Source organism: Pseudoxanthomonas sp. LjRoot125, from assembly GCF_964252705.1.
In the GTDB taxonomy this organism is placed as follows: domain Bacteria; phylum Pseudomonadota; class Gammaproteobacteria; order Xanthomonadales; family Xanthomonadaceae; genus Pseudoxanthomonas_A.
The window spans coordinates 3163844-3187670 of sequence record NZ_CAXUOY020000001.1; the positions used below are offsets into that span (position 1 = coordinate 3163844).

The 23827-nt window shown below is 68.1% G+C and carries 24 protein-coding genes and 1 pseudogene; 16 read left to right on the forward strand and 9 right to left on the reverse strand.

Features of this window, described 5'->3' with window-relative positions; all coding sequences use genetic code 11:
* Positions 1 to 39: 39 nt before the first annotated feature.
* The 4 genes from ACSION_RS14825 to ACSION_RS14840 are packed head-to-tail and all read left to right on the forward strand — an operon-like array spanning position 40 to position 1730.
* Entirely contained in the window at positions 40 to 537 is a 498-nt protein-coding gene (locus ACSION_RS14825) for an RNA polymerase sigma factor (RefSeq protein WP_435306525.1), read from the forward strand.
* Between the two features lie 4 nt (positions 538 to 541).
* Entirely contained in the window at positions 542 to 1240 is a 699-nt protein-coding gene (locus ACSION_RS14830) for a serine/threonine protein kinase (protein ID WP_435306526.1), read from the forward strand.
* A 29-nt stretch (positions 1241 to 1269) separates the two neighbouring features.
* Complete coding sequence (locus tag ACSION_RS14835; RefSeq protein WP_435306527.1) at positions 1270 to 1485, forward strand: RNA-binding S4 domain-containing protein; 216 nt, start codon at positions 1270 to 1272, stop codon at positions 1483 to 1485.
* A gap of 23 nt (positions 1486 to 1508) precedes the next feature.
* On the forward strand, positions 1509 to 1730 hold the full coding sequence (locus tag ACSION_RS14840) for a hypothetical protein (RefSeq protein WP_435306528.1): 222 nt from the start codon (positions 1509 to 1511) through the stop codon (positions 1728 to 1730).
* A 379-nt stretch (positions 1731 to 2109) separates the two neighbouring features.
* On the opposite strand, the gene ACSION_RS14845 is transcribed toward ACSION_RS14840, so the two are convergent.
* Positions 2110 to 3261 (reverse strand): hypothetical protein, encoded by a 1152-nt coding sequence (locus ACSION_RS14845; protein WP_435306529.1) that lies wholly within the window; start codon positions 3259 to 3261, stop codon positions 2110 to 2112.
* 116 nt (positions 3262 to 3377) lie between these two features.
* Positions 3378 to 3767 (reverse strand): MAPEG family protein, encoded by a 390-nt coding sequence (locus tag ACSION_RS14850; protein WP_435306530.1) that lies wholly within the window; start codon positions 3765 to 3767, stop codon positions 3378 to 3380.
* Positions 3768 to 4108: 341 nt separating this feature from the next.
* On the opposite strand from ACSION_RS14850, the gene ACSION_RS14855 reads away from it, so the two are divergent.
* Complete coding sequence (locus ACSION_RS14855; protein WP_435306724.1) at positions 4109 to 4939, forward strand: alpha/beta fold hydrolase; 831 nt, start codon at positions 4109 to 4111, stop codon at positions 4937 to 4939.
* 166 nt (positions 4940 to 5105) lie between these two features.
* Complete coding sequence (locus ACSION_RS14860) at positions 5106 to 8279, forward strand: putative bifunctional diguanylate cyclase/phosphodiesterase (RefSeq protein ID WP_435306531.1); 3174 nt, start codon at positions 5106 to 5108, stop codon at positions 8277 to 8279.
* A 14-nt stretch (positions 8280 to 8293) separates the two neighbouring features.
* Here ACSION_RS14860 and ACSION_RS14865 read toward each other — a convergent pair whose 3' ends face one another.
* The 3 genes from ACSION_RS14865 to ACSION_RS14875 form a co-directional block, all read right to left on the reverse strand.
* Positions 8294 to 9427: a DUF1501 domain-containing protein gene (locus ACSION_RS14865; RefSeq protein WP_435306532.1), complete on the reverse strand. Its 1134-nt coding sequence runs from the start codon at positions 9425 to 9427 to the stop codon at positions 8294 to 8296.
* A 2-nt stretch (positions 9428 to 9429) separates the two neighbouring features.
* Positions 9430 to 10824, reverse strand: coding sequence for a DUF1800 domain-containing protein (locus ACSION_RS14870; RefSeq protein WP_435306533.1), 1395 nt, complete (start codon positions 10822 to 10824; stop codon positions 9430 to 9432).
* A 98-nt stretch (positions 10825 to 10922) separates the two neighbouring features.
* Complete coding sequence (locus tag ACSION_RS14875) at positions 10923 to 11834, reverse strand: LysR family transcriptional regulator (RefSeq protein ID WP_435306534.1); 912 nt, start codon at positions 11832 to 11834, stop codon at positions 10923 to 10925.
* A gap of 115 nt (positions 11835 to 11949) precedes the next feature.
* Between ACSION_RS14875 and ACSION_RS14880 the strand changes: the two genes are divergently transcribed.
* From ACSION_RS14880 to ACSION_RS14910, 7 genes are all read left to right on the forward strand, one after another.
* Positions 11950 to 12363 carry a DoxX family protein gene (locus tag ACSION_RS14880; RefSeq protein WP_435306535.1) on the forward strand — a complete coding sequence of 138 codons (414 nt, stop codon included), beginning with the start codon at positions 11950 to 11952 and terminating at the stop codon, positions 12361 to 12363.
* A gap of 138 nt (positions 12364 to 12501) precedes the next feature.
* Entirely contained in the window at positions 12502 to 13587 is a 1086-nt protein-coding gene (locus tag ACSION_RS14885) for an SMP-30/gluconolactonase/LRE family protein (protein ID WP_435306536.1), read from the forward strand.
* Between the two features lie 10 nt (positions 13588 to 13597).
* Entirely contained in the window at positions 13598 to 14104 is a 507-nt protein-coding gene (locus ACSION_RS14890; RefSeq protein WP_435306537.1) for a hypothetical protein, read from the forward strand.
* A 19-nt stretch (positions 14105 to 14123) separates the two neighbouring features.
* Positions 14124 to 14657 (forward strand): HD domain-containing protein, encoded by a 534-nt coding sequence (locus ACSION_RS14895; protein WP_435306538.1) that lies wholly within the window; start codon positions 14124 to 14126, stop codon positions 14655 to 14657.
* A 73-nt stretch (positions 14658 to 14730) separates the two neighbouring features.
* Entirely contained in the window at positions 14731 to 15375 is a 645-nt protein-coding gene (locus ACSION_RS14900; protein WP_435306539.1) for a MarR family winged helix-turn-helix transcriptional regulator, read from the forward strand.
* Between the two features lie 91 nt (positions 15376 to 15466).
* Entirely contained in the window at positions 15467 to 16225 is a 759-nt protein-coding gene (locus ACSION_RS14905; RefSeq protein WP_435306540.1) for a hypothetical protein, read from the forward strand.
* A gap of 58 nt (positions 16226 to 16283) precedes the next feature.
* Entirely contained in the window at positions 16284 to 16844 is a 561-nt protein-coding gene (locus ACSION_RS14910) for a redoxin domain-containing protein (RefSeq protein ID WP_435306541.1), read from the forward strand.
* Between the two features lie 6 nt (positions 16845 to 16850).
* Here ACSION_RS14910 and ACSION_RS14915 read toward each other — a convergent pair whose 3' ends face one another.
* From ACSION_RS14915 to ACSION_RS14925, 3 genes are all read right to left on the reverse strand, one after another.
* Complete coding sequence (locus ACSION_RS14915; protein WP_435306542.1) at positions 16851 to 19481, reverse strand: FG-GAP-like repeat-containing protein; 2631 nt, start codon at positions 19479 to 19481, stop codon at positions 16851 to 16853.
* A gap of 332 nt (positions 19482 to 19813) precedes the next feature.
* Positions 19814 to 20203 (reverse strand): STAS/SEC14 domain-containing protein, encoded by a 390-nt coding sequence (locus ACSION_RS14920; RefSeq protein WP_435306543.1) that lies wholly within the window; start codon positions 20201 to 20203, stop codon positions 19814 to 19816.
* A gap of 103 nt (positions 20204 to 20306) precedes the next feature.
* Positions 20307 to 20981 carry a GNAT family N-acetyltransferase gene (locus ACSION_RS14925; RefSeq protein WP_435306544.1) on the reverse strand — a complete coding sequence of 225 codons (675 nt, stop codon included), beginning with the start codon at positions 20979 to 20981 and terminating at the stop codon, positions 20307 to 20309.
* 147 nt (positions 20982 to 21128) lie between these two features.
* Between ACSION_RS14925 and ACSION_RS14930 the strand changes: the two genes are divergently transcribed.
* A complete protein-coding gene (locus ACSION_RS14930; protein WP_435306545.1) occupies positions 21129 to 22187 on the forward strand; it encodes a DUF1615 domain-containing protein in 1059 nt (352 codons plus the stop codon).
* Between the two features lie 7 nt (positions 22188 to 22194).
* Here ACSION_RS14930 and ACSION_RS14935 read toward each other — a convergent pair whose 3' ends face one another.
* The gene (locus tag ACSION_RS14935) at positions 22195 to 22926 is read right to left on the reverse strand and encodes a hypothetical protein (RefSeq protein WP_435306546.1); all 732 of its coding nucleotides are present in this window, start codon (positions 22924 to 22926) and stop codon (positions 22195 to 22197) included.
* 139 nt (positions 22927 to 23065) lie between these two features.
* Between ACSION_RS14935 and ACSION_RS14940 the strand changes: the two are divergent.
* Both ACSION_RS14940 and ACSION_RS14945 read left to right on the forward strand, forming a co-directional pair.
* Positions 23066 to 23419 (forward strand): annotated as a pseudogene (locus ACSION_RS14940) (DUF1428 domain-containing protein); the annotation flags it as partial.
* A complete protein-coding gene (locus ACSION_RS14945; protein ID WP_435306725.1) occupies positions 23414 to 23803 on the forward strand; it encodes a DUF1428 domain-containing protein in 390 nt (129 codons plus the stop codon). The pseudogene ACSION_RS14940 and the gene ACSION_RS14945, both read left to right, overlap by 6 nt.
* Positions 23804 to 23827: the final 24 nt, after the last annotated feature.

Below are 23827 nucleotides of genomic sequence, written 5' to 3' on the forward strand. Positions count from 1 at the left end.
CACAATCGAGCCGACGCCCGGATGGAATCGACCCCTGCCATGACCACGGACACCGACGCCCGCGCCGGCTTCCAGGCTGTCCTGCAGGCCCATCGCGGCATCGTCGCCAAGGTCGCCGGCACCTATGCCTGGCATCCGGACGACCGCGACGACCTGATGCAGGAGATCGCCACCCAGTTGTGGCGTGCGTGGCCCGGCTACGACCCGCAACGCCCGGCGGCGACCTGGATGTACCGGATCGCGCTGAACGTGGCGATCTCGTATGTGCGCGGCCGGACACGCGGCGTGCAACCGGAGGCCTGGAACGAGGACCACCACGACCTCGCCGACCCGCGCGCGCACGACCACGAGGGGCGCCAGCAGGTCGACCTGCTCTATCGCTTCATCCAGGCACAGCCGCCGCTCGATCGTGCCCTGCTGCTGCTCTATCTGGAGGACCGCAGCCATCGCGAGATGGCCGACGTGCTCGGCCTGAGCGAAACCAACGTCGCCACCAAGATCAGCCGGCTGAAGCAGCGGCTGCGCCAGGAACTCTGATCCCATGACCTCTTCCCACGGAATCGCCACGATGGAACCCGATGATCTGAAACTGGCGTGGCAGACGCTGTCGCGCCGCCTGGAGCGCCACGACGCGCTGCAGACCCACGTACTGCTGGAACAGCGCAAGCAGAAGGCGCTCACCAGCTTGCGCCCGCTGTTCTGGGGCCAGATGGTGCAGACCCTGTTCGGCGCGCCCTTCATCCTGCTGGCCGCGCTGCTCTGGATCCGCGGCGGGCAGTCGGCCGACGGGCTGCCGTGGACGACGGTGGTGGCCGGCATCGTCGTGCAGCTGTACGGCATCGCCACGGTCGCGATGGCGGGCCAGACGATGCACCGCATCCGCGAGATCGATTACGCCCAGCCCATCGTCGACATCCAGAAGCGGCTGGCCACGCTGCGGCGTACCTACCTCATCAACGGCATGCTGGCCGGGCTGCCGTGGTGGTTCATGTGGGTGCCGCTGCTGATGGTCGTGGCGGGACTGGGCGGCACCGACCTGTACGCACGCGCGCCCGGCATGGTCTGGATCGGGATGGGCGTGGGCGTGGCGGGCCTGCTGGGCACGCTGTGGCTGCATCGCTGGTCGCGCAATCCGGCGCGCCCGCGCCTGGCCAAGTTCATGGACGACAGCGTTACCGGCACCAGCCTGCGCCGGGCCCAGGCGCAGATCGACGACGTGGCGCGGTTCGAAGTCGAGTGAGCGCGCAGGCCGTCGCTTACACTGCACGCATGCAGACCCTCGATTTCGATCTCGACCGCGACCATGTGGAACTCAACCAGTTGCTGAAACTGGTCGGCCTCGCCGACAGCGGCGGCCAGGGCAAGGCCATCGTCGCCAGCGGCGAGGTGACGGTGGATGGCGTGGTGGAACTGCGCAAGACCGCGAAGATCCGCGCCGGCCAGGTCGTCCGCGTCGGTGATGCCGAGATCCGGGTGGTGGGCTGACGGCGTCCGGAATCGACCCCGCCATGGCCCGTACCTCCACCCCGCGCCCCCTTGCCAAGCAGGTCCTCTGGCTGGTGGCCATGATCGGCCTGCTGATCCTCAGCCTTTACAAGTTCCTGACCACGCTGGATGCCGAACCCAGCCCGGGGCCCTTCTTCCTGATCACCACCTGCGTCCTGCTCCTGACGTGCGTCAGGGCCACCGTACGGGTTGCCCTGATCCTCCGCGAACGCGCCAGGACCTGACGACGCCGCGCTGAGTCCTCCACCTTGCCCGCAAGGGGAACAGTCTCGTACTTCACTCGCGAAGACTCGGCCTTGAGTCTCTGGGGACTCACGCGCGAGTGAAAAATTCTCGCGCCTCACACGCAAAGACTCGGCCTTCAATCTCCCGGGGCTCACGCACCAGAAAAAAAGCATCGACCTTCACACGCAAAGACTTGGCGTTGAGGTTCCCTGTACTCACGCGCGAGAAAGAAAGCATCGACGTTCACTCGCAAAGACTCGGCGTTGAGTCTCCCGGAACTCAAGCGTGACTAAAAAAGCCTCGCGCTGCACTCCCGAAGACTGAACGCTGGGTCTTTTTGCCTGGCGTGCGGGCAACAGAGCCTCGTGCACGCCACCGTCAGTGCGCAGTGCCGGCTTCCGGCGGCGGTGCGGACGTCGCGTCGTCCGGCGATCCGGGCGCGACCTCCACGTCGGCCAGGCGATCGAATTCGGACAGCGGACTGTCGGCCGGGCACTTCGCATCCGGGAACTGGAAACGTCCGCGCAGTTCGAGGCCGCAGGCTTGCATCTCGTCCAGGCCGGCACCGGCGGTCTTGCACTCGGTATCGAAGCTGCGCATGAAGGCATCACGCCGGTTGACGAAATCGGCGCCGCAGCGGCGCATCAGCTGCAGGCGATCCAGGTCGTCCTGGGCCGCGTTGGTCCCATCCAGCCCGTATTCCTGCAGCTCGTCCTTGCTGAGCAGGCGCAACCGGCGGTTGGGCACGGTCATCATCAGGTCGGCCACGGCCACCGCAACGCCGTTGCGCGACAGGTAATCCTTCACGCGGTCGTAGACGCCGCGGAGTTCCTCGTTGAGCTCGCTGCGGGTGGTGGCAGTGGAACTCATGCGGATGATCCGGTGCACGCCGACCTTGCCGGAGATCATCCGGTTGTCGCCCGCGCCCAGCACGAACACGCAGGCGCTGTGGCAGACCGAGCCCTCGCGCACCCAGATCGTCCAGCCGCTGGCGCCGATGGCGTCGCCTGCGCGGATGGCGTCCTCCACCTGCCCGCCGGCGGAATCGAGGTCGAGGATGCGCTTGTGGATGCCCATGCGGTCGGCGATGTCGGCCACGCGCTGGACCAGGTCAGTGAAGTCGGCCGCGATCTTGCCCTGGTAGCGCAGGCGCAATACGCCGCCCTTCTGGCACGGCGACAAGGCATCGACCACGCTGAAGAACGCCAGCGATTCGAGCGGCACGCCGTCGCCGTCTTCGGTGGTGTAGTCGGCCTGGCAGCTGACATGCGCCGTGCCGGAGGCCACCTTGGCGGTCGGCCACTCGGTCGGCAACGCCCCCTCGGACTTGGGTGCCCCGACCACCACGGGGTCGGTGGACACCGCGCCGTCGCCGCGCTCGGCCTGTTGCGCGGGCGTGTCCTTCGGCGGCTCGACCGGCGCCTGCGCCAGCGCGTCGGGGGCGACGTCAGGCGTATCCATGCGGCAGCCCGCCAGCGCGAGCATCGCCAGCAGCAGAAGGGACGTCAGGGAGAAAAGGCGGGACAGCATCCGGTCGTTCGCACAACGCCCGCGTGCATGCACGCGGGCCTGAAGGGGTTCGCCCCTAGTCTAGTGTGAATCGGATGCGCCAGCCCTGCCCTGCGATGAACCCGCGCCGCGCACGGTCACAGCAACGCCCACAGGACCTGCAGCAGGCCCCACAGCGAGATAGCCCACACCACGGTGCGCAGGTACGGCATGCCGAGGGCATACAGCGGCACGTACACCAGGCGCGCCCAGAAGTAGCACTGCGCGCCCAGTGCGGTGGTGGCATCACCGCGTTCAAGCACCGCGACCGCGAGCACCGCGGCGGCGAAGAACGGAAAAGTTTCCAGGAAGTTGCGCAGCGCGCGGTCCACGCGCGCCGCCGCACCGGTCAGCGGCGGCAGCACCGCATCGCGCGCGCCGACATTCCACTTCAAGCCGCGTTGGTGCGTGGTCAGCGTCGCGCCCACCAGCACGTGCACCAGGCCCAGGGCGACGGACCAGGCCAGCATCTTCAGTTCGATCGGCATTGCGGACGCTCCGGTGAAAGGTCCGCGGACTATAGGGCCTGCCGGCGCGCGATGCCGCTGTCGCGCACCGTCGCGATGACCGAGCGGCATCTGCGCACGCCGGTGCAATCGGCGCATGAAGGGGGATGGGAAGGTGGGGATATCGCCACCCTCACCCCGGATTACCTCCCATGCCGGACACTCCGCACGACATCGATCTGCAACGACGGCAGCTGATGCTCGCCGGCACCGTCCTTGCGGGCGCCGCCCTGCTGCCACTGGCGGCCTGCAGCCGCACCGACGCGCCGGCATCGACCGCCTCGCCGCTTCCTCCCCCTTCCCCCACCCTCGAGAGAACCGCCATGGGCCTGTTCACCACCAAAGACGACGTGCAGATCTACTTCAAGGACTGGGGCCCGAAAGACGGCCCGGTCGTGACGCTCAGCCACGGTTGGCCGTTGAATGCGGACAGCTGGGAATCGCAGGCCTACCACCTGGCGGCGAACGGCTTCCGCGTGATCGCGCACGACCGCCGCGGCCACGGTCGTTCCAGCCAGCCATGGGACGGCAACGACATGGACCACTACGCCGATGACCTGGCGCAGCTGATCGAACACCTGGACCTGAAAGACATCACGATGTTCGGCTTCTCCACCGGCGGTGGCGAGGTGGCGCGCTACATCGGCCGTCATGGCACCCAACGGGTGAAGAAGGCCGGCCTGGTGTCCGCGGTGCCACCGCTGATGCTGAAGACCGAGGCCAACCCGGGTGGCCTGCCGATCGACGTGTTCGACGGCATCCGCGCCGGCCTGCTGGCCAACCGTGCGCAGCTGTTCAAGGACATCCCCTCGGGTCCGTTCTTCGGCTACAACCGCCCGGGCGCGAAACCCTCGCAGGGCGTGATCGATGCGTGGTGGCTGCAGGGCATGATGGGCGGCCACAAGAACACGTACGACAGCATCAAGGCGTTCTCGGAAACCGATTTCACCGAGGACCTGAAGAAGTTCGACGTGCCGACCATCATCATCCACGGCGACGACGACCAGATCGTGCCGATCGATGCCGCCGCGCGCGCCTCGGCCAAGCTGGTGAAGAACAGCCAGCTGGTGGTCTATCCCGGCGCGCCGCACGGCATCACCGACACGCACAAGGACAAGCTCAACGCCGACATGCTGGCGTTCGCCAAGAGCTGATCCCCGCACCCGCCGGCGCGCATGATCGCGCGCCGGTTCTGCCTGCCCCGTTCACCCATTGCACGGGCCGCGCTTGCGGCCCGGCGGCGATTTCGGTATCACGGTGCCCGGGGCGTCGGCCCCGCAGGGGAAGGCATTGGCAATACACCAGGACCTATGGCGGCCCATGCAGTGGGCACAGCGCTTTGCGGCTGCCTTGGCGTGGGTGATGGCGGCCGGGTTCACGTTGGTGAACATGGGCAGCGGGCATTTCATCGATGACAGCGTGCCGGTCGTCGGCGTGCTGGTCGCCATCGCCACCTGGCGCAGTGAAGAACGCAAGGTCCGTGGCGCGGTGGTGGGCCTGCTGACCGTGCTCTTCCTCGTCCACGTGTGGCAGTTCCATGCGCTGGGCACCTGCCTGGTGCTGGCCGCGACCACGATCATCGTATGGGCGCGGTTGTGGCGCACCTACTGGGCCGAATTCGTCATGCGCGTCTTCGCAGCGGCGTTGTTGCTGCTCGCCGTGCAACCCGTATTGGGCGCGATGCAGCCGGCCGGCGAGCCCGCCGAGATCGGTTGGTCGCTGGCATTGTCGGCGCTGGCGATGTTCCTGCTGGTCTACACACCGTCGCTGCGGGCAGGCCGCACGCTCGATACCAGCACCGAATTGGTCGCCTTCGTCCTCGCCTTCAGCGTGGTGGCGCTGGTGGGCTGGCATGCGCCGGGCAGCCTCGTCGGCCGCATGGGTGTCAGCTACCTGCCGATGCGTCCGATCTCCACCCTGGCACTGGCGTTGCTGGCCATGGCGCTGCTGCTGCGCCAGCGCGACCAGGAGCGCGCGGCGTGGACGCTGATGGGCCTGGTCGCCTTGCCCTTGCTGCTCACCCTGTTGCAGACGCTGGGCGGCGTCACCACACCGTTGAACGCGATGCTGCACGGCATCGGCTGGTTGCCGCGCGCGACCACGCCACTGATCGGCGGCTATACCGATTACGGCGTGCTGACCACGTGGATCGCGGTGGCATTGCTGCCGCAGGCGCTGCAGCGCTGGGAAAACCCGCGTTGGGGCATCGTGCGCGGGCTCGGCATCGCGATGGCGTCGGTGGCCGGCATGGCGGCGCTCGGGCTGTTGATCCAGCTGCCTTACCACCGCGAAGGCATGTCGATGTACCAGATCTCCCTCACCGCGACGGCACAGCTGGGCGCGATGGGGCTGGCGCTAGCGGTGGCCGGCGAGAACTCGTTGCGCGAACGCCTGTTCGGCGTGCTGCCGATGGCCGCCGCACTGGCGCTGGGCGGCATGTTCTGGCTGGCCGCCACCGCCGACCGCGACGCGATGGCGCGCCGGGTGATGGAAACGCAGACCGCGAGTGCGTCGGCGACGTTCCAGCGCGGCGTCGAGTTGCGCCGCAGCGCATTGCGGCAGTTGTCGTCCTCGCTGGTGGCCGCGCGCCCGGAGACGGCGGAGGATCTGTTCAACCGCCATGTCGCCGACATGGTGAAGGCCTATGCCGCCTTTCGCGTGGTGCGCAGCGTCGGCGACGCGGGCGAATTCCGTTGGGTGGAACCGGGCTTCGATGCACCCGCCGCGCCCTCGCCTCCGCTGCCGGTCGCCGATGAAGGCCACCTGTTGCCGGTGCCTGGCGGCTGGTGGCTGACCGTCGACAGCGGCGACCGCCGCACGCAGGCGTTCATCGCGCTGGACGACTTCATGCGCACGCTCAACAAGGCGGTGTTTTCGGATCGGCCCGTGCGCGCCACTGCCGACGGCATGCAGACCGTCGAACAGGGCGACCCGATCGGCGAACCGCTGTCGGTGCAGCAGGTATCGCTGCCCGGCCATGCGGTGGAGCTCGCGCTATGGGCGCCGCCCGCCCTGACCTCGTTCGCGCTCCCGCGCGCGCTCGTCGTGGGCGGCCTGAGCAGCGGGCTATTGATCGCGTTCGTGCTGTTCCTGCTGGACCTGTCGCGGCGCCGCTCCACCGAGGCCGCGGAAACCGCACGCTCGCTGCTGTCCGAAACCGAACGCCGGCTCGACGTGCAGCGGCGGCTCAACGATGCCGCCGCGATGGATAGCGCCACCGGCTTGCCGCGCTTCTCCGCACAGGCCACGCTGATCACCGAGCAGATCGCCGCGCAGACGCCTTCGGGACACGGGCTGGCGATCGTGGACCTGGACGGCTTCGGCATGGTCAACGACTCCTTCGGCCACGACGGCGGCGATGAAGTGCTGCGCCGCATGGGCCAGCGCATCTCCGGCGCCGTCGCCGAACAAGGCCGGGTCTACCGTTACGGCGGCGAAGGCTTCCTCGTGCATTTCCCGGACACGGACATCGACCAGCTCAACCACTGGGCGGAGGAGATCCGTCGCGCGGTGGGCCAGCCGATCGCACTGTATTCCACGCATCCCTCGTTCACTGTCACCGCGAGCATCGGCTTGGCGCATGCGCCGGAACACGGCATCGACCTGCAAGGCCTGCTGCGCAGTGCGGACGACGCGCGCCACCTGGCCAAGCGCGCCGGCCGCAACCAGGTGCGGCTGCCGTCGGCCGGCGCCCTGCAGGAAGCCAACGACCGCCTCAGCCGGGTCACCGCGCTGCGCGAAGCGGTCGCGCGCGGCCAGCTACGACTGGCTTACCAACCTGTCGTGGATGGCGACACGCTGCAGTTGAACGGCTTCGAGGCCCTCGCACGCTGGCGGCATCCCGCCTGGGGCGAAGTACCGCCATCGGTCTTCATCCCACTGGCAGAAAGTGCGGGCCTGATGGAGGACATCGGCCACTTCGTCCTGGAGCAGGCCTGTCAGCAGCTCGCGCGTTGGCGCGCGATGGGACTGCGCACCTTGAACATGGCCGTGAACCTGTCGCCCAGCCAGCTCGGCCAACCCACGCTCGCCCCATGGATCGCCGAGTGCCTGCAGCGGCACGCGCTGCCGGCGGACGCCTTGACGCTGGAGCTCACCGAAAGCGTGCTGGTGGAAGACATGGGTGCTGCACAAGCGATGCTGCAGGCGCTGCATGCACTGGGCGTGCGCTTGGCGCTGGACGACTTCGGCACCGGTTACTCGAGCATGGCCTACCTGCAGCGACTGCCGCTGGACATCATCAAGATCGACCGCAGCTTCGTCGACGGCATCGCCGCCGAAAGCACTGACCGCGCCATCGCCCGCACGATTCTGGTGCTCGCGCACGAAATGGGCCTGCGCACGATCGCCGAAGGCGTGGAAACCGCGGAACAGATGAGCGCGTTGCAGCAGATGCGCTGCGACGAGATGCAGGGTTACTTCTTCGGCCGGCCGATGGAGGTCGAAGAAGCCACCGCCCTCGCCCGCGGCCAGCTGCGCCAGGCGATGGCCTGAGGATCCACCCCGGGTCAGCCGCGCAGCAGTCCCTTCATCGCGGCGGCCTCGCCGCTGTCGGGAAACACCCGCGCCGCCAGCACCGAGGCCGCGATGCCCAGGTGATCACCGACCACGCCTTTGAAGACGCTGCGCAGGTCGGTGGTTGCGCGCAGGTCGCGGCCTTCGTTGAGCTGCGCATCCGCCAGGCCGGGCCAATCGCCGGCGACGCGTCCACCCGCCACCGCGCCCCCGCCGAGCATCGCCAACGTGCCGGTGCCATGGTCGGTGCCGCCCGTCCCGTTGACGGCGGCCGTGCGGCCGAACTCGGTCACCACCATCACCACCGTGCGCGCCCACAGCGTGCCCATGCCATCGTGGAACTGGCGCAGACCCTGGTCGAGTTCGGCGAGCTTGCGCGCGAGCACCGGGCCCTGCTGCGCATGCGTATCCCAGCCGGTGTTCTCGACGAAACCGATGCGCGGCCCCTCGGACGCGGCCATGAAGCGCGCCGCGGCGGCCATCGCCTGCGGCAGTCGCGCCACGTTGCCACCGGCCTGCATGCCCTGGGCCGCGACCGCCTGTTCGAACGGATGCGCGAGGTGCGCATCGGCGGCGTACAACGACTGCAGCCGCTGCAACAGGATCGGGTTGACGTCTTCGGGCAACGGTGGCGACCACGTGGTCGCATCCGCCGGCCCGCGCAGGATCAGCGGCATCACCGTACTGACCGACAGCGCACGGGACGACGGCAGTGCGGCGACGCACCGGTTGAGCCATCCATTGGACACTCCGCCCCCCGCGACCGTGCCGCTTTCCAGGTTGTCCTGCGCTTCGAAGTGCGAGCGAAGCCGATAGGGTGGCGCCACCGCCAACACCGGCAACCATTCGCGCTTGGCATACAGAGCATGGCTGAAGGCAAGGGCGGGGTGCAGGGCGAAATCGGTATCGAGCGCACGCGCGCCCTCCACCTTCAATCCACTGCGCAAGCGTGCGAAGGCCGGATCGCCGACGGGTGTGACCACATGCAGGCCATCGAGGCCGCCGCGCAGCAGCACGATCAGCAGGCGCGTGTCCTGGGCATCCATCGCGTGCGCCAGGCGCGGCCACAGGCTGAGCGTGGTCGCGGCACCGCCGGCAGCGAGGAAATGGCGTCGGGTCAGTTTCATGGTCAGCTTCTCCACTGGAAGGCGGGACTGGCGAACAGCAGCGCCAGTCCTTCGCGCGGCGACTCGGCGCGACGCAGGGCAAGCGCGGTATCCGCGTCCAGGTGGGGCCCGAACACCTGCTCGGCCGTGCGCACCGGATCCGGTCCGGCCCCCGTCGCGGTTTCGGCGAGCGTCTGCGCCGCCTGGATGCGCTTCCACACCGCATCGGCGCCGCTCCATTCCGCTGCGTCGTCGGCAAAGCCCGCGGGCGAGCGCGGCGTGAAGGGGGGTTGCCCGAGCCGGCCGAGCAACGCGACCAGCGAGCGCGGCTGCTCTCCCGGCAAGGTGCCGGTGCTGCGCATCGCGGACACAAGGTAGTCGTCGGGCGTCTTCAACTTGCGCGCGTCGTCCGCCCACGCTTCCGGGCTGTCGATCATCGCGGCATAGACGGAGCGCAAGTTGCCGCCACTGCGCCCCCACGCGTCGGCCATGCGGTCCACCAGCGCGCGCGGCGGGGCATCGCTGACGAAGTGCCGCGCGAGCTTTCCGCAGACATGCTGCGCCGTGGCCGGATGCACGGCGAGATCGCGCAGGATTGCGCGACCTTGCGCCTCGCCTTCCGCCGCGTAGCGTCGCCCCAGCACCTGGCGCGCCCCGGCTTCGTGTGCGTTGGCGCGGAAGCGGAACGTTGCCGATGCACCGGTGTCGAGGTCTCGCGGCAACGGCACGCTCCAGCCGGTGATCGCGCGCGCCAGTTCGCGCACGTCGTCCTGCGCATAGCCCCCGTCGACGCCGAGCGTGTGCAGTTCCAGGATCTCGCGCGCGAGGTTCTCGTTGAGTCCGGCGCGCGCCGCTCCACCCTCGTCCCTACGCCGACGTTGCCGCTGCGCCAGGCGCGACTGCTCGCCCACCGAGCGCACGTTGTCGAGGTAGCGCAGCATCGCGGGATGCTGTTCCACCGCGAGCAGCAGGTCGGCGAAGTCGCCGGCCACATGCGGGCGGATTGCCTCGCGTTCCATGGGTGCGGCGTACAGCGCCGCGGTGCGCTTGTCCGCGGAGACAGCGAAGTGGTTGGACCAGAACCGCACGAGTCGCTCGATGAAATCCTGCTCGGTGCCCACGGCCTGGCGATAACGCCAGCCGAGCTCCTGCAGCTGCGACCGACCGAAACGCGCGCGGAACCCCATCACCGCGTCGTCGTTGCCGTCGCCGTTCCGCGCCGCACGCCGCTCGCGCAGATAGTCGTACTCCTGCCGCAGGTAGTCCGCACTCGTCGGCAGTGCCGCACGCGGCGCGGCCATCGGCGATGCGAGTTGCGCATGCAGCCATCCGCGCGGATCGTCGAGCCGCGTCAACGTGTCGGGACGAGCCCCCAGGCCGAAGCGGTTGGCGGCGCTGATGGTTTCGCGTCGGATCATCGCAGGTTCCCGTTTCCCGTGGAGCGATACGACGTCCAACGCGTGGCGCGCGCCGGCGTTGACACGCGCCTGGCGTCGTCAGCGATGTGGACGCGGCTTCACCGGGATGAACGCGGGGACGGGCCCTGTTTCAGCTGCGCCATGAACGCGCGCCCGGCGGGACCGGGTGGCGTGTCCTTGCGCCAGACCGCGCGCATCGGCATCTGCGCGTAGCGCGGATCGGCATCGGCGATGCGCAGGCGTTTCAGGCGGCCCGCGGCGAGATCCTCTTCGACGATGTGCAACGGCATGTGGCCCCAGCCCAGCCCGGCGCGCAGGAAGGCGTGCTTCGCACCGAGATCGGCCAACCGCCAGGTGAGCGGCGACTGCACCGCGAAATCGCGGCCCGCCGTCAGCGGCGTGCGATCGGTCAGCACGAGCTGCACATGCTGGGCCAGCGTCTTCGACGGCACGGTGCCGCGCACGCTGGCCATCGCATGCGCAGGCGAGACCACGGTGACGAAGGGCACCGCCAGCAGCGGTTCGGTCGCCACTTCGTCGGGCAGCTCCGGCAGCGAGCCCACCACGCCGAGACCACAGGTGCCGTCCAGCACGGGCTGGATCACGCCGCCCAGCACTTCCACGTACAACCGCAGTGGCGTGTGCGGGAACGCGCTGCCGCTGTGCGCGGCGGCGCGCGTCAGTGCATCCATCGGGAACATCACGTCCACCGCAACGGACAACTCGGGCTCAAGGCCTTCGGCCACGCTGCGGGCGCGCGCCTTGAAGGTATCCATGTGCCCGGCCACCGCGCGCGCTTCCACCAGCAGTACGCGGCCGGCCTCGGTCAGTTGCGGATAGCGACTGCTGCGGTCGAACAGGGTGACGCCGAGTTGCAGTTCCAGGTTGGCCAGCGTCTGGCTGACCACCGATTGCGCCCGCCGCAGCTTGCGGCCCGCGGCGGAAAAGCTGCCCTGTTCGGCGGCGGCGATGAAGGTACGGAGCTGGTCGAGCGTGACGGCATCGAGCATGTATCGCTCCAGACGATGGTTTTCATCGAAATATATAGGCTTCCGGGATGTATCGCCACGGCCTAACCTGCGCTCCGTACCCGCTGCACCCACCCCTCATTCCCCGGAGTCCACCATGTCCACCGTTACCGCCATCCCCAGCACCACCCGCGTTCCCGCCCTGCGTGGCGCCGCCGACCTCGTCGGCCGCAGCCTGCTCGCCTCCCTTTTCGTCATCTCCGGCCTGGGCAAGCTGGCCGCCTACGCCGGCACTGCCGGCTACATGGAATCCGTCGGTGTCCCCGGCGCCCTGCTGCCGCTGGTGATCGCGCTGGAAGTCCTGGGCGGCCTGGCCATCGTCGCCGGCTACAAGACCCGCATCGTCGCCAGCCTGCTGGCCGTGTTCTCGATCGCCAGCGCGGTGCTGTTCCACAGCAACCTCGGCGACCAGATCCAGCAGATCATGTTCCTGAAGAATTTCGCCCTGGCCGGTGGCTTCATCACCCTCGCCGCCCGCGGCGCCGGCGGCTGGAGCATCGACAACCGCTGAAGCCGCATCGCGTCATGCACCACCTGGAACGCCGGCCCCTGCCGGCGTTCTTCGTTTCCGTCGCGTGCCCGCACGCGGGTACAAGCCTGTGCCGAAGCCCCATGCGAGCGTGCGATCTGCCCTTTGATGGAGCCGCGCATGCGCCGTCGCTTCTCGATCGCCTTCGGTCTCGCCACCCTGTCGGCGGCCAGTGCATGCGTCGCGGCGGATGCGGCCCGCCTGCCGGTGACGCCCTTCGCTACGCTGCCGTCGGATGCCCGTCATCCGGAAAGCCTGGATGTCGATCCGGCGACCGGCGAGGTCTACGTCGGCACCTTCGATGCGCGCATGCCGGAGTCCGCCCGCATCAACCAGGTACTGCGTTTCGCCGTCGATGGCCGGCTGCTGGCCCAGCGCCACTTCGGACCGACGCCGCTCACCGGCGTCGCCTTCCATGACGGCCACGTCTACGTGCTGAACTTCGGCGCCTCGAAACTGCAGCGGCTGCCGGCGCGCTTCGACGTGGACAGCGCGATCGAGGATGTCGCCACGTTCGCTGCGCTGTCGCCACCCGCTCCGCCGGCACGGCGCATCGACAATCCCGATGGCAGCCACGACACGATCACTTTCGGGTCGCAAGGTTTCCCGGCCATCAACGGGATGGTGTTCGATCGCGCCGGCGCGCTGTACGTTTCCGACTCGTTCCAGGGCGCGGTCTATCGCATCGCGAAGGCAGCCACCTGCCGGCCCTGCACCGTCGAGCTGTTCGCGCGCGATCCCCTGCTGGCGACCACGGGTGCGCTGCCGTTCGGCGCGAACGGCATGGCGTTCAACGCCGACGAATCCTTCCTCTACATCAATAACGCCGGCGACGGCCGCGTGTTGCGCAAGCGGATGCCCGACGGCCCGATGGATGTGCTGGCCGACGGCGTCTACGGCGCCGACGGGCTGCTGTTCCACGCCGGACTGCTGTGGGTTTCCGCCAACCAGATCGATACGCTGGTGGCATTGGACGAACGCGGCCGCGTCCGCCATCGTGCCGGCGACTTCCTCGGGGTGGACGATCAGGGCGCGCCGCGCGGGCTGCTGTTCCCCGCGGCGAGCGCGGTGCAGGGACGCCTCATGATCGTGGCCAACCTCGCCCTGCCGCTCAGCGCCGCGACCGGCGACGAGTGGGAAGAGGACGTCACCCGCTGGAACCTCATGCAGTTCGATCTTCCCGATCCGCCGCCGCCTGCCCACTGAGGAACGCCCCATGCTCAACATCACCCCGTTCGGTTGGTTCCACACCGCCATCAGTCTCGTCTCGCTGTTCGGCGGCCTGTACGCGCTACTGCGCTACCACGACATCCGCTACGCGACGTCGCTGGGCAAGACCTACACCTGGTTCACCGTTGCCACCTGCCTCACCAGCTTCTTCCTGATGCGTACGGGCAAGCTCAGCGAAGCGCATGGCCTGACCGTGCTGACGCTGATCGTGCTCGCGGTCGCCGTGCTGCTGGGCCGCAACGCGGTACTGGGTTCGTGGCGGCATGTCGCGTCGGCATTGGCGTTCACGTTGACGGTGTATTTCCATTTCATTCCCGGCTTCACCGAAACGCTGACCCGCGTGCCGATCGGTGCCCCGCTGGTGTCCGGCCCGCAGGATCCGCTGCTGCAGAAGCTCGTGGGCGGCACCTTCCTGATCTTCCTGGTCGGCATGATCCTGCAGGTGCGCGCGCTCCGACGCGGCCGCACCACCCTCGCCCAACCCGCGACCTGAGCCGGCGGACGCGGCGGCCATGCTGACCGCGCTGCCCACGCTGGACGCCGTGCTCGACGCGCATGCGTCGGCGCTGGGCGGCGACGCCCTCGGTTACCGCCACCACGCCTACCGGGTGGCGAATTTCTCGTGGCTGCTGGCACCCGGCGATGCGGACGCGCGCGAGAAGCTCAGCATCGCCGTGGCGTTCCATGACCTCGGCATCTGGACGGCGGGCACGTTCGACTACCTGCCGCCCTCGCGCGTGCTCGCGAGGGAGTACCTGCACCAGGCAGGGAAAGCGGGCTGGATGGTCGACGTGGACGCGATGATCGAATGCCATCACAAGTTCATGCGCACGCCTGCCGGCACGTCGCCCGCTGTGGAAGCCTTCCGCCGCGCCGACTGGATCGATGTCAGCCTGGGCGTGCGACGGTTCGGCCTTGCGCGCCGTGCAGTACGCGACGTGATGGCGGCCTTCCCGGACGCAGGCTTCCACCGGCGGCTGGCCGAGCTGACGCTCGCGCGCCTGCGCCACCACCCGCTCGACCCGCTGCCGATGATGCGGTGGTGACGCGATGGGACTGCCGCAACGCGCCGACGAACGGTCATTGACTTATATAGTTAGGACTCCTAACTTATTCGCCATGATCGATACCCCCTTCCAGCGCAGACAGGCCACGCGTGGCCTGGAACAGCTCACCCACCTGGTGCGCGCCCAATCGTGGCGCCAGGACGGTACGCCCTCGCTGCCGCCGACGCAGGCAGCCGTGCTGCGCATGCTGCAGGGCGTGCAGGACGGCCTGCGTGCGCGGCAGATCGCCGAACGCCTGGGCGTGTCGGCGGCCAGCCTCAGCGACTCGCTGAAGGCGCTGGAAGGCAAGCAGTGGATCCGCCGCACACCCGACCCCGATGATGCGCGCGCCGCCCGCGTGAAGCTGACCTCGGCCGGTTCGCGCATGGCCACGCAGTTGCAGCGCCCCGACCAGGGCATGGGTTCGCTGGTCGAATCGCTGGGCGAAACCGACCTCGGCGCGCTGTTGCGCGTCACCCAGTTGCTGGTCAACGAAGCGCAGGAACAGGGGCTGGCCACCGGCCTGCGGACCTGCCTGGGCTGCGAGTTCTTCCGGCCGTTCGCCTCGGGCGAACGCACGGCGCCGCATGTCTGCGCCTTCCTGGACAAAGCCTTCGGCGATAGCGAACTGCGCGTGGACTGTGCCGAACAGCAGCCTGCCGACGACGAACAACGGCTGGGAAGCGTGGCCCGCTTCCGCCAACCGACTCCGCCCTAGGCGGAAAAAAGAAGGACGGCGCCCGACTGCCATCGGACGCCGCCCGGTACCTCCCACCCACCCTACGAGAGCAAGCAAGAGGAATTCGATTATGCGCCAGAACACCACCCGACGTTTCGCGTTGGCCGCCGCACTCGCGCTGGCCATCGGCGGCGTGCACGCCCACGACGGCAAGGCCCACACCGGCGGCATTCCGTCCACCGCCAATAAAGCGGTGACCGCCGATTTCGACATCGTCCACACCAAGATCAGCACCGACAAGAACATCGCCACGTTCCACATGGCCGTGTCCGGCAAGGCTGGCAAGAGCACGCCCGCCGCGACCGGCAAGCTCGCCGGCAGCGATGTATTTTCCTACGTGTGGCCGACCACCATCGATCCGTACGAAGTCGGCTTCGAGAAAGGCGCCGGCATCCTGGCGATGGCGGTCACCGCGCATCCCGATTTCGACGACACGCCGCTGTACGACGAGAACGGCGACGGCAAGCTCGATAACGACGGCAACCTCTGGCACAGCCACTGGGTCGTGCTGAAGCCGAACGAAGCGTGCGGTCCCGGCGCGCTGGGCGTGGTCGACATCCCCGAAGGCAGCAAGCCGCGCTTGCCGAAGACCTGGCCGGGCTTCCCGATCCTGCTCGACAGCCCCGGCTGGAGCCCCACGCTGAATGCCGAGACGATCGAAGTGAAGGTGCCGTTCGACGACATCGGCGTAGTCACCGCCGGCAGCTTCGACGGCGTCACCGCCGGCCTGCGCGTCAACGCCAGCGTGCATGCGCCGCTGCTGTGCGTGGTGGACGTGTTCAAGGTCGCCTCCGGCAACCTGAGCCTGCCCGGCAAGCCGAACCAGTAATCGCTCCCCGCTCGCACCGGCCCGCACGGGCCGGCTGCGACCCCACGAGAACATTCCCATGAACGCCATTGATCGCCCGGCGCCACCCTGGCAGGTGGACCGCTGGTTCAACACATCCCGTCCCCTGTCGCTGGAGACGCTCCGCGGCAAGGTCATCGTGCTCGAGGCCTTCCAGATGCTGTGCCCGGGCTGCGTGTCGCACGGCCTGCCGCAGGCGTCGCGCGTGCATGCGACGTTCCCCGCGGACCAGGTCGCCGTCGTCGGCCTGCATACCGTATTCGAACACCACGCGGCGATGACGCCGGTGGCACTGGAAGCCTTCCTGCACGAATACCGCATCGCCTTCCCGGTCGGTGTGGACCGCCCCGGCACGCCCGGCCCGATCCCGCAGACGATGGAGGCCTACGCCATGCGCGGCACGCCGACGCTGGTGCTGATCGACGCGGCCGGCCGGATCCGCCACCAGCATTTCGGCCAGGTCAGCGACCTGGTGCTGGGTGCACAGATCGCGTCGCTGGTGCACGAGGCAGGAGAAGAACCTGTCCAGCAACAGCGTATGCCTCCACAGCCGACGGGTTGCGACACCGAAGGTTGTCGCGTGGAGCCGCTCCGCGCCTGAGACTTGTCAGCGCAGGCGGTCGCAGATGGCCGCCCTGCCATCGCGCAGAGGCCGCGCAATCGTCGCGGATTGAGCCATCGCCCCCGCCCGAGATGGTGACGTGGAGGCTTGGGGTGCAGGCAACATCAATGCATCTGCAGGTCGTCCTTCACCAAGCAGGCGCCGCGCAAGCCCGGTCGCCCTCGCATTCCACGCCTGGACGAATCGGAGCAGGCGTTGAACTTGCACCTGCGGCTGCCATGCACGTAGCCAACGCGCTCCTTGTGCCATCACGCCCGACGCATGCGCAACGGTCTCCGTGGGCGCATCCGTCCGAAGGAGCGATCGCAATCCCGTCGACACCCCTCCACTTTGAGGCCATGCCACCGTTGCGCTGTTCCCGGATCCCAGCGGCACCAGCGGCTGGCCTCCGTTGACGCGGAGCCCAACCCTGCGTCCGGTGCCCGTTCGCACGTAAACACCGGTGTTGCCCTCGCGAAGCACCACGTCCAGATGGCCGTCGCCATTGACATCGCCGAGTGCGATGGGATTGAAAGAATAGTTGTAAGCACCGCCCCCGAAGTAGCGCGCCTCAATGGTCAGGCCGCGCGTCGGGCTCTGCTGGAAGTATCCCAACGAGGAATTGTTGACGTGAAGGACGATAAGGTCGCTGAAACCGTCACGATCCATGTCGGTGATGACGACGTTGTCCGGTTCTGGCGCTGTTGCCAGCGGGATCGGTTGGAACTGCCCGCCGAACCGCTGGTACAGGATGTGTACGTTGGCGTTCGTCCTGACGCGGTTGCGCGTGATGGCGATGTCCAGGCGGCCGTCGCGATCCAGATCGCCCACAGCTAGATTCGTGCTTCCACTGCCAGGCGCTGCATAAAACGCAGGAGGCAGGAATCCGCGCGCACCATCATGGACGAGTAACGCGGCACCTCCGTCGTCCGTGCCAGCAAAGGTGTAGCCCAGAGCCAAGTCGGCGACCCCATCCCCGTTGAGGTCGCCGGACGCCATGCTACCGAACGGGAACGCCAACGCGATGAAGTCGCGTCGCAAAGCCTGTGCGCCGCTGCCGAAGTAGATGCTCACGCCCGCCTGCCCACTGCCGGCTGCTTCCAGGCTGCGCGCCACCACATCCTTACGCCCGTCCCGATCTACATCCATTACCAGCAGTCGGTCTGTGGGCACCCCAAGACTTCCGCTGAACGACGCGCGCCAGAATTGTCCGGAACGTGATCCTGCAATCAACCCGACGCCGTCTCCCTGCGCGATCAGGATGTCGACGATGCGATCACCGTCCATATCGACCACGGCCATGCCTCCACCATGGAAGTCCGCCACGGAGGGCGGCCGGACGACAGCCGGGAAGTCGACGTAGACAGGTGCCGCCAGTTTACCCGCCGCGGTTTGCAGCATGATGCCCACGCGACTCGGTACGTTGCTGCTCTGCTCGTTCGACGCGTCCTTGGCGGTGGAGAAGGCGACATCATCACGGCCATCGCCGTTGAAGTCACCAGACACCATGTCCTTGTAGAAGTTGCTGTACCGATTGATCTGGCCCTGAAAAGCACCGATACCGGGTGGCGGCTCGGGGTGCGGGACCGGACTCAATCGACGGAGGCGGGCGTTGTAGCGGTCGGCAATCAACAGATTGCCTGCTGCGTCCAGCGCGATGCCAGACGGGCCCGAGAGCAACGCTTGAGTGGCAACCCCTCCGTCACCACCAAAGCCGTAGGTCGTATTCCGTTGACCATCGCGCGTGTCCTGCGTGCCTGCCACGTGATGCATGCCGCCTTCCGGCGTCACCATCTGGATGGTGTGGCTGGTCGAGATGTAGACATCTCCACGACCGTCGACCGCGACGTCGCGCACGTCACTCATCGTGCTGGTGGCGGCCGGATCCCCACTGAACATGCCATTTCCCGCCACCATCGTGATGACCCCATCGCGATCGATCCGGCTGACCACGAAACCGTTCACCACATAGATCTCGCCTGGGGGCGAAACAGCAAGGCCCATCGGATAGCCGACATCGGCCTGAGTCGCAGGTCCGCCCATGCCGCCATAGCTGTCCGACCCCGTACCGGCGACGGTGGTGATCGTGCCGCTGGGTGTCAACCTGCGTATGCGATGGTTGCCGAAGTCGGCGATGTAGACGTTGCCTGCCGCATCGACTTCAACGTCGGCAGGGTCGTACAACATCGCCACCGTGCCAGGACCGCCGTCGCCACTGAACCCGCGCGTGCCGGTGCCCGCCACGGTGGAAATGATGCCGTTCGGCGCCACCTTGCGGATGCGCGAACCCGCGTGGTCGGCGATATAGAGGCTTCCGCCCGCATCGACGGCGATCGCCGCGGGCTTCATGCCCGCCGCCGTTGCCGCACCTCCATCGCCGCTGTACGTCGTCGAGCCATTGCCCGCGACCGTGGTGATGGTTCCATCGACGGAGATCTTGCGTACGCGCGCTTGCGTCACGTCCGCGATGTAGACGTTACCGCTGCTGTCGAGAGCGACGTCCACCGGCGTGCCCAAAAGGGCCTGCGTTGCCGGCCCACCGTCGCCCAATTGGCTTCCGCCGCCCGCCACGCTGACCAACGTAGGCGGTGTCGACGACGAAGCTTGGAACAGCACTGGCGCCAACAGGAACAGCACCAAGCACTTGAGGCGACGGCGCCCCCTTCCCACCTGCGCCGCGCCCAGACCCTGTGCACGGGTTCCACCGCGTCCTTGCATATCCATGGCCCCTCCCCTATGCACGCACTATAGGTACGCCGTCAGGCGCCGTCTATCGGCTCGGGTGGCCGGTGCCGCCCGTCGGCGGCGTTCAATCGGACACAGGGGCTTCACGGCGCGTTCGCGCCACTCAGGTTTGGATAGCACCATGCATCGCGCACCCGCCCCCTTTTCACTGCTGCACCGCCTGGCCTTCATGGGCCTGGGGATGACGCTGGCGGTGCTCAGCGGGGCTTTGTTCCCCTAGACCTTCAGGTTACGGGGCGGTGCGGATCGAGTTCCGCCGCCCACGCGAGCGCGAGCACGCGCTCGTCCTGCGCAAACGTGCGCACATCGGTGTTCGGCAACAGGTGCCCCGCGAATTCCGTCGCAGCCACCAGCCACCGCTTGTCGGTGACGATCGCCGCGCGTGCGAAGCGACCGAACTCGCCCAGCTTCGATGCGGCATAGCGCAGGTCCTTGCCGACGGCGTCCAGCGACACACCCTGCATGTCGCTGAGGTCGCTGAGCACGGCGATCCGCGGGAACCGCGCAAGGCGTGTTTCCAGGTCGGCAATGCACGCGTCGTAGTCCTCGCCCGTCAGCTGGCCGGTGAAACGATACGCAGCGACATGCGGCGGGCTGGCCAGGGTTTCGATCATGCGGTCACTCCCTCATGCAGGAGCGGCGACCATAGCCGCCGTCGCGCACGGGGGTGTCAACAGGACTTCACGAAGCTGGATCACCGATCAGGCAGGCCCGGCCTCAGGCCCGGCGCAGCGACCAGAACCCGATATCGCGCCGCACGCGATACCCGAGGCGCTCGTACAACCCCAGGGCACGCGGGTTCTCGTAACTGACGTGCAGGAACGGCTGGCGCCCGTGCGCCAGCGTGTCGTTGGTCAGCCAGGTGGTGAGGTGGCCGGCGTAGCCGTGTCCGTTGAAATCCGGATGCGTGCAGATCGCACTCATTTCCCGATGGCCGTCGTCGCCCAGGCGCTCGCCGATCATCGCGGCGAGCCGGCCCTCGCGATAGAGGCCGAAGTAGCGCCCCATGTCCATCGTCCGCGGGCGGAAGTAATGCGGATACACCAGCGCGGTCAGCGCCAGCACGTCCTCGCGGTGCGCATCGCCCAGCGGCACGATCTCCGGTCCGTCGATGGGCGCGAGCGGTGCGTCGCACACCATCTGCGCGAGCGGCCGGAATGCGCGCAGCACCCAGCCTGCCGGCACGGCGGGCGCCACGCCGAGCAGATACACCGCTTCCTCCGGCGCCACCAGGCGCGCGAGCGCATCGCCAACCTTCACTTCGGCCGACGCGACGCCGAGGAACGGCGCATGGTCGGACGGATAGCGCGCCACCTCGCCCACCCGCAGCGCGATGCCGTGGTGGATCGAATCCAGGGCGGCCCAGAAGGGATTGTCGAGGGCGTCGGTCATGGTCGGGCGACGATGGGGGAACGGCGATTATCCACATCGCGGCACCCCGGTCATGTCGCGGCGAACCATGCAACCGGTGACGCCGCTCCGTATGCTGCACGCATGACGACATCGCCCGCTTTGCGCTCCCTGACACGCGTCGCCCCCATGGCGCTTGCCCTGCTGCTCGCCGGCTGCGTCACCGCCCCGCCGGCGCCCACGCGACCGCCCGCCGACACGCGCAGCGAGATCGTGCGGCGTATGCCCGCCAAGGTGGCCGACCGCGACCGCTGGGCCGCCGACATCGAGACCGCGTTCGCCGCGCAGCGCATCGAGCCCACCAGCGAGAACATCTGCGCGGTGCTGGCCATCACCGAGCAGGAATCCGGTTATGTCGCCAATCCCGCGGTGGCGAACCTGCCGAAGATCGCGCGCGGGGAGATCGACCGCCGCGCGGCCGCCGTGCACGTGCCGACATTCATGGTCGATGCCGCGCTCGCATTGCGCTCGCCCGACGGCCGCAGCTACGCCGACCGCCTGCGCAGCGTGCGCACCGAGCGCGACCTCAGCGATATCTACGAGGACATGATCGGCAGCGTGCCGCTGGGCAAGCGGTTGTTCACCGATTACAACCCGGTGCAGACCGGTGGGCCGATGCAGGTGGGCATTCCGTTCGCCGAAGCCAATGCCTCGCGCTACCCCTATCCGGTCGAAGGCAGCATCCGCGACGAAGTGTTCACGCGACGCGGCGGGATGTACTTCGGCATCGCCCATCTGCTGGGCTACCAGACGCCGTACACACGCAAGGTGCACCGCTTCGCCGACTACAACGCCGGCTGGTACGCCAGCCGCAATGCGGCGTTCCAGAGTGCGGTGGGCATCGCCGCCGGTACGCAACTGGCGCTCGATGGCGATCTGCTGAACCCGGGCGCCCCGATGGACAAGCCGGGCCAGACCGAACGCGCCGTGCGCCGCCTGGCCGGCGAGCTGCGCATGGATGAGCGCGAAATCCGCGAAGCGCTGCAACGTGGCAGCCGCCTCGATTTTGACGACACCCCGCTGTATGCGCGGGTCTACGCGCTGGCGGAATCGCGCGCCGGCAAACCGCTGCCGCGCGCGGTGATCCCGGGCATCACGCTGGAAAGCCCGAAGATCACCCGCGAACTGACCACGGCGTGGTTCGCCACCCGGGTGGACGAACGCTACCGCCGTTGCATGCAGCGATAGGCAGGACTCAACCGCCCAGTGCGGCCCACCAGTGCGCGAACGACTGCCACGCCTGCGTACCCGGCACCACGTGCATCAGCACGAAGTTCACCGCGAACACCGCGGCGACGAAGCGGAACACGCCGCGCCCACGCGGCGCCGCGCGATCGAACACGATCAGCACCGCCAGGATCGCGAACGTCAGTGCATAGCCGCCCCATGACGGATTGAAGCGCATACCTTCCGGCAGCAACGCCAGCATCAGGCGCGCGGCCGCGGGATCGATCATCACCAGCGCGGTGGCGACCATGTAGCGCGCGTGCAGCGCCGGTTCGCGCCGGTGGACGATGGCCAGGCCCCAGAACAGCGCCAGCATCAGCGACGCCGCAGTGCCCAGGTACAGCAGCATCGATTGCAGGCCGAACATCTCCGGCGGGGCCGCCGCGATGCGCAGGTGCGACAGCCACAATGCGGTCAGCAGCACGCCGGGCATCACGCCGTAGGAGAACTGGCCGATCTGCCGATGCAGCGCCGTGCGTCGCGTGCGGATCAGCCAGGGCTGCACCAGCAGCATCGCCACCCAGGCCAGCATCAGGCCGGCGTGCAGGTGGGTGACTGCATCGGCCAGGCCCAGGCGGCTGAAATAGGTCTTCCAGAAGCCCATGCCCACCAGGGCCAGCAGGCCCCACATCCATACGCCGCTGCCGATGCCCCACAGGCCCGGACGGCGCGGTACCGCGCCCGTTGCAGAAACCGCCATCACGTCACCTTCGTCCTGATCGTGGCAGGTTGAACGCCCCCGTCGGCGGGCACCGGCCAGCCGCCTGTCGAATTCCGTCCCACCCGTTCGTCGTGTTCAGGAAGGCGTCATTCCGGCGCCGTGATTCCGGAGGTTTCCCATGCCGTACATCGATGGTTTCGTGGCCGCCGTGCCCACCGCCAACAAGCAGAAGTTCATCGACCACGCCAACCTCGGCGACCCCGTGTTCATCGAACAGGGCGCGACGCGCGTGGTTGAGTGCTGGGAGGACGACGTACCGGACGGGAAGGTCACCGACTTCCGCAGGACCGTGCAGGCCAAGCCCGACGAAAGCGTGGTGTTCTCCTGGATCGAGTGGCCGGACAAGGCCACGCGCGATGCCGGCATGAAGAAGATGATGGACGACCCACGCATGTCGCCGGAGAACAACCCGATGCCGTTCGACGGCAAGCGGCTGATCTACGGCGGCTTCGTGCCGACGGTAACGCTGGGTCCCGAGGGCGCGCGGTCGTCGTACGTGGATGGCTTCATCCTGGCCGCGCCGTCGAACGGCAAGGAAGCCTTCACTGATTTCGCCAACACCTTCGACGCGATCTTCATGGAATACGGCGCCGCCCGCATCATCGAGGCATGGGGCGACGACGTGCCGCACGGCAAGCAGACCGACTTCTTCCGCGCCGTACAGGCCAAGGACGACGAGAACGTGGCGTTCTCGTGGGTCGAGTGGCCGGACAAGGCAGCGCGCGATGCCGGAACGAAGAAGGTGATGGAAGACCCGCGCATGGATCCGTCGAACACGGACAATCCGCCGATGCCGTTCGATGGGCAACGCATGGTCTATGGCGGCTTCACCCCTGTCGTCGAACTGCGCGGCTGAGCACGACAGGTCCGGTGCGCTACT

Coding starts and splice junctions, on each gene's coding strand:
- ACSION_RS14825 (WP_435306525.1), top strand. CDS start 40: ATGACCACGGACACCGACGCCCGCGCCGGCTTCCAGGCTGTCCTGCAG.
- ACSION_RS14830 (WP_435306526.1), top strand. CDS start 542: ATGACCTCTTCCCACGGAATCGCCACGATGGAACCCGATGATCTGAAA.
- ACSION_RS14835 (WP_435306527.1), top strand. CDS start 1,270: ATGCAGACCCTCGATTTCGATCTCGACCGCGACCATGTGGAACTCAAC.
- ACSION_RS14840 (WP_435306528.1), top strand. CDS start 1,509: ATGGCCCGTACCTCCACCCCGCGCCCCCTTGCCAAGCAGGTCCTCTGG.
- ACSION_RS14845 (WP_435306529.1), bottom strand. CDS start 3,261: ATGCTGTCCCGCCTTTTCTCCCTGACGTCCCTTCTGCTGCTGGCGATG.
- ACSION_RS14850 (WP_435306530.1), bottom strand. CDS start 3,767: ATGCCGATCGAACTGAAGATGCTGGCCTGGTCCGTCGCCCTGGGCCTG.
- ACSION_RS14855 (WP_435306724.1), top strand. CDS start 4,109: ATGGGCCTGTTCACCACCAAAGACGACGTGCAGATCTACTTCAAGGAC.
- ACSION_RS14860 (WP_435306531.1), top strand. CDS start 5,106: ATGCAGTGGGCACAGCGCTTTGCGGCTGCCTTGGCGTGGGTGATGGCG.
- ACSION_RS14865 (WP_435306532.1), bottom strand. CDS start 9,427: ATGAAACTGACCCGACGCCATTTCCTCGCTGCCGGCGGTGCCGCGACC.
- ACSION_RS14870 (WP_435306533.1), bottom strand. CDS start 10,824: ATGATCCGACGCGAAACCATCAGCGCCGCCAACCGCTTCGGCCTGGGG.
- ACSION_RS14875 (WP_435306534.1), bottom strand. CDS start 11,834: ATGCTCGATGCCGTCACGCTCGACCAGCTCCGTACCTTCATCGCCGCC.
- ACSION_RS14880 (WP_435306535.1), top strand. CDS start 11,950: ATGTCCACCGTTACCGCCATCCCCAGCACCACCCGCGTTCCCGCCCTG.
- ACSION_RS14885 (WP_435306536.1), top strand. CDS start 12,502: ATGCGCCGTCGCTTCTCGATCGCCTTCGGTCTCGCCACCCTGTCGGCG.
- ACSION_RS14890 (WP_435306537.1), top strand. CDS start 13,598: ATGCTCAACATCACCCCGTTCGGTTGGTTCCACACCGCCATCAGTCTC.
- ACSION_RS14895 (WP_435306538.1), top strand. CDS start 14,124: ATGCTGACCGCGCTGCCCACGCTGGACGCCGTGCTCGACGCGCATGCG.
- ACSION_RS14900 (WP_435306539.1), top strand. CDS start 14,731: ATGATCGATACCCCCTTCCAGCGCAGACAGGCCACGCGTGGCCTGGAA.
- ACSION_RS14905 (WP_435306540.1), top strand. CDS start 15,467: ATGCGCCAGAACACCACCCGACGTTTCGCGTTGGCCGCCGCACTCGCG.
- ACSION_RS14910 (WP_435306541.1), top strand. CDS start 16,284: ATGAACGCCATTGATCGCCCGGCGCCACCCTGGCAGGTGGACCGCTGG.
- ACSION_RS14920 (WP_435306543.1), bottom strand. CDS start 20,203: ATGATCGAAACCCTGGCCAGCCCGCCGCATGTCGCTGCGTATCGTTTC.
- ACSION_RS14925 (WP_435306544.1), bottom strand. CDS start 20,981: ATGACCGACGCCCTCGACAATCCCTTCTGGGCCGCCCTGGATTCGATC.
- ACSION_RS14930 (WP_435306545.1), top strand. CDS start 21,129: ATGGCGCTTGCCCTGCTGCTCGCCGGCTGCGTCACCGCCCCGCCGGCG.
- ACSION_RS14935 (WP_435306546.1), bottom strand. CDS start 22,926: ATGGCGGTTTCTGCAACGGGCGCGGTACCGCGCCGTCCGGGCCTGTGG.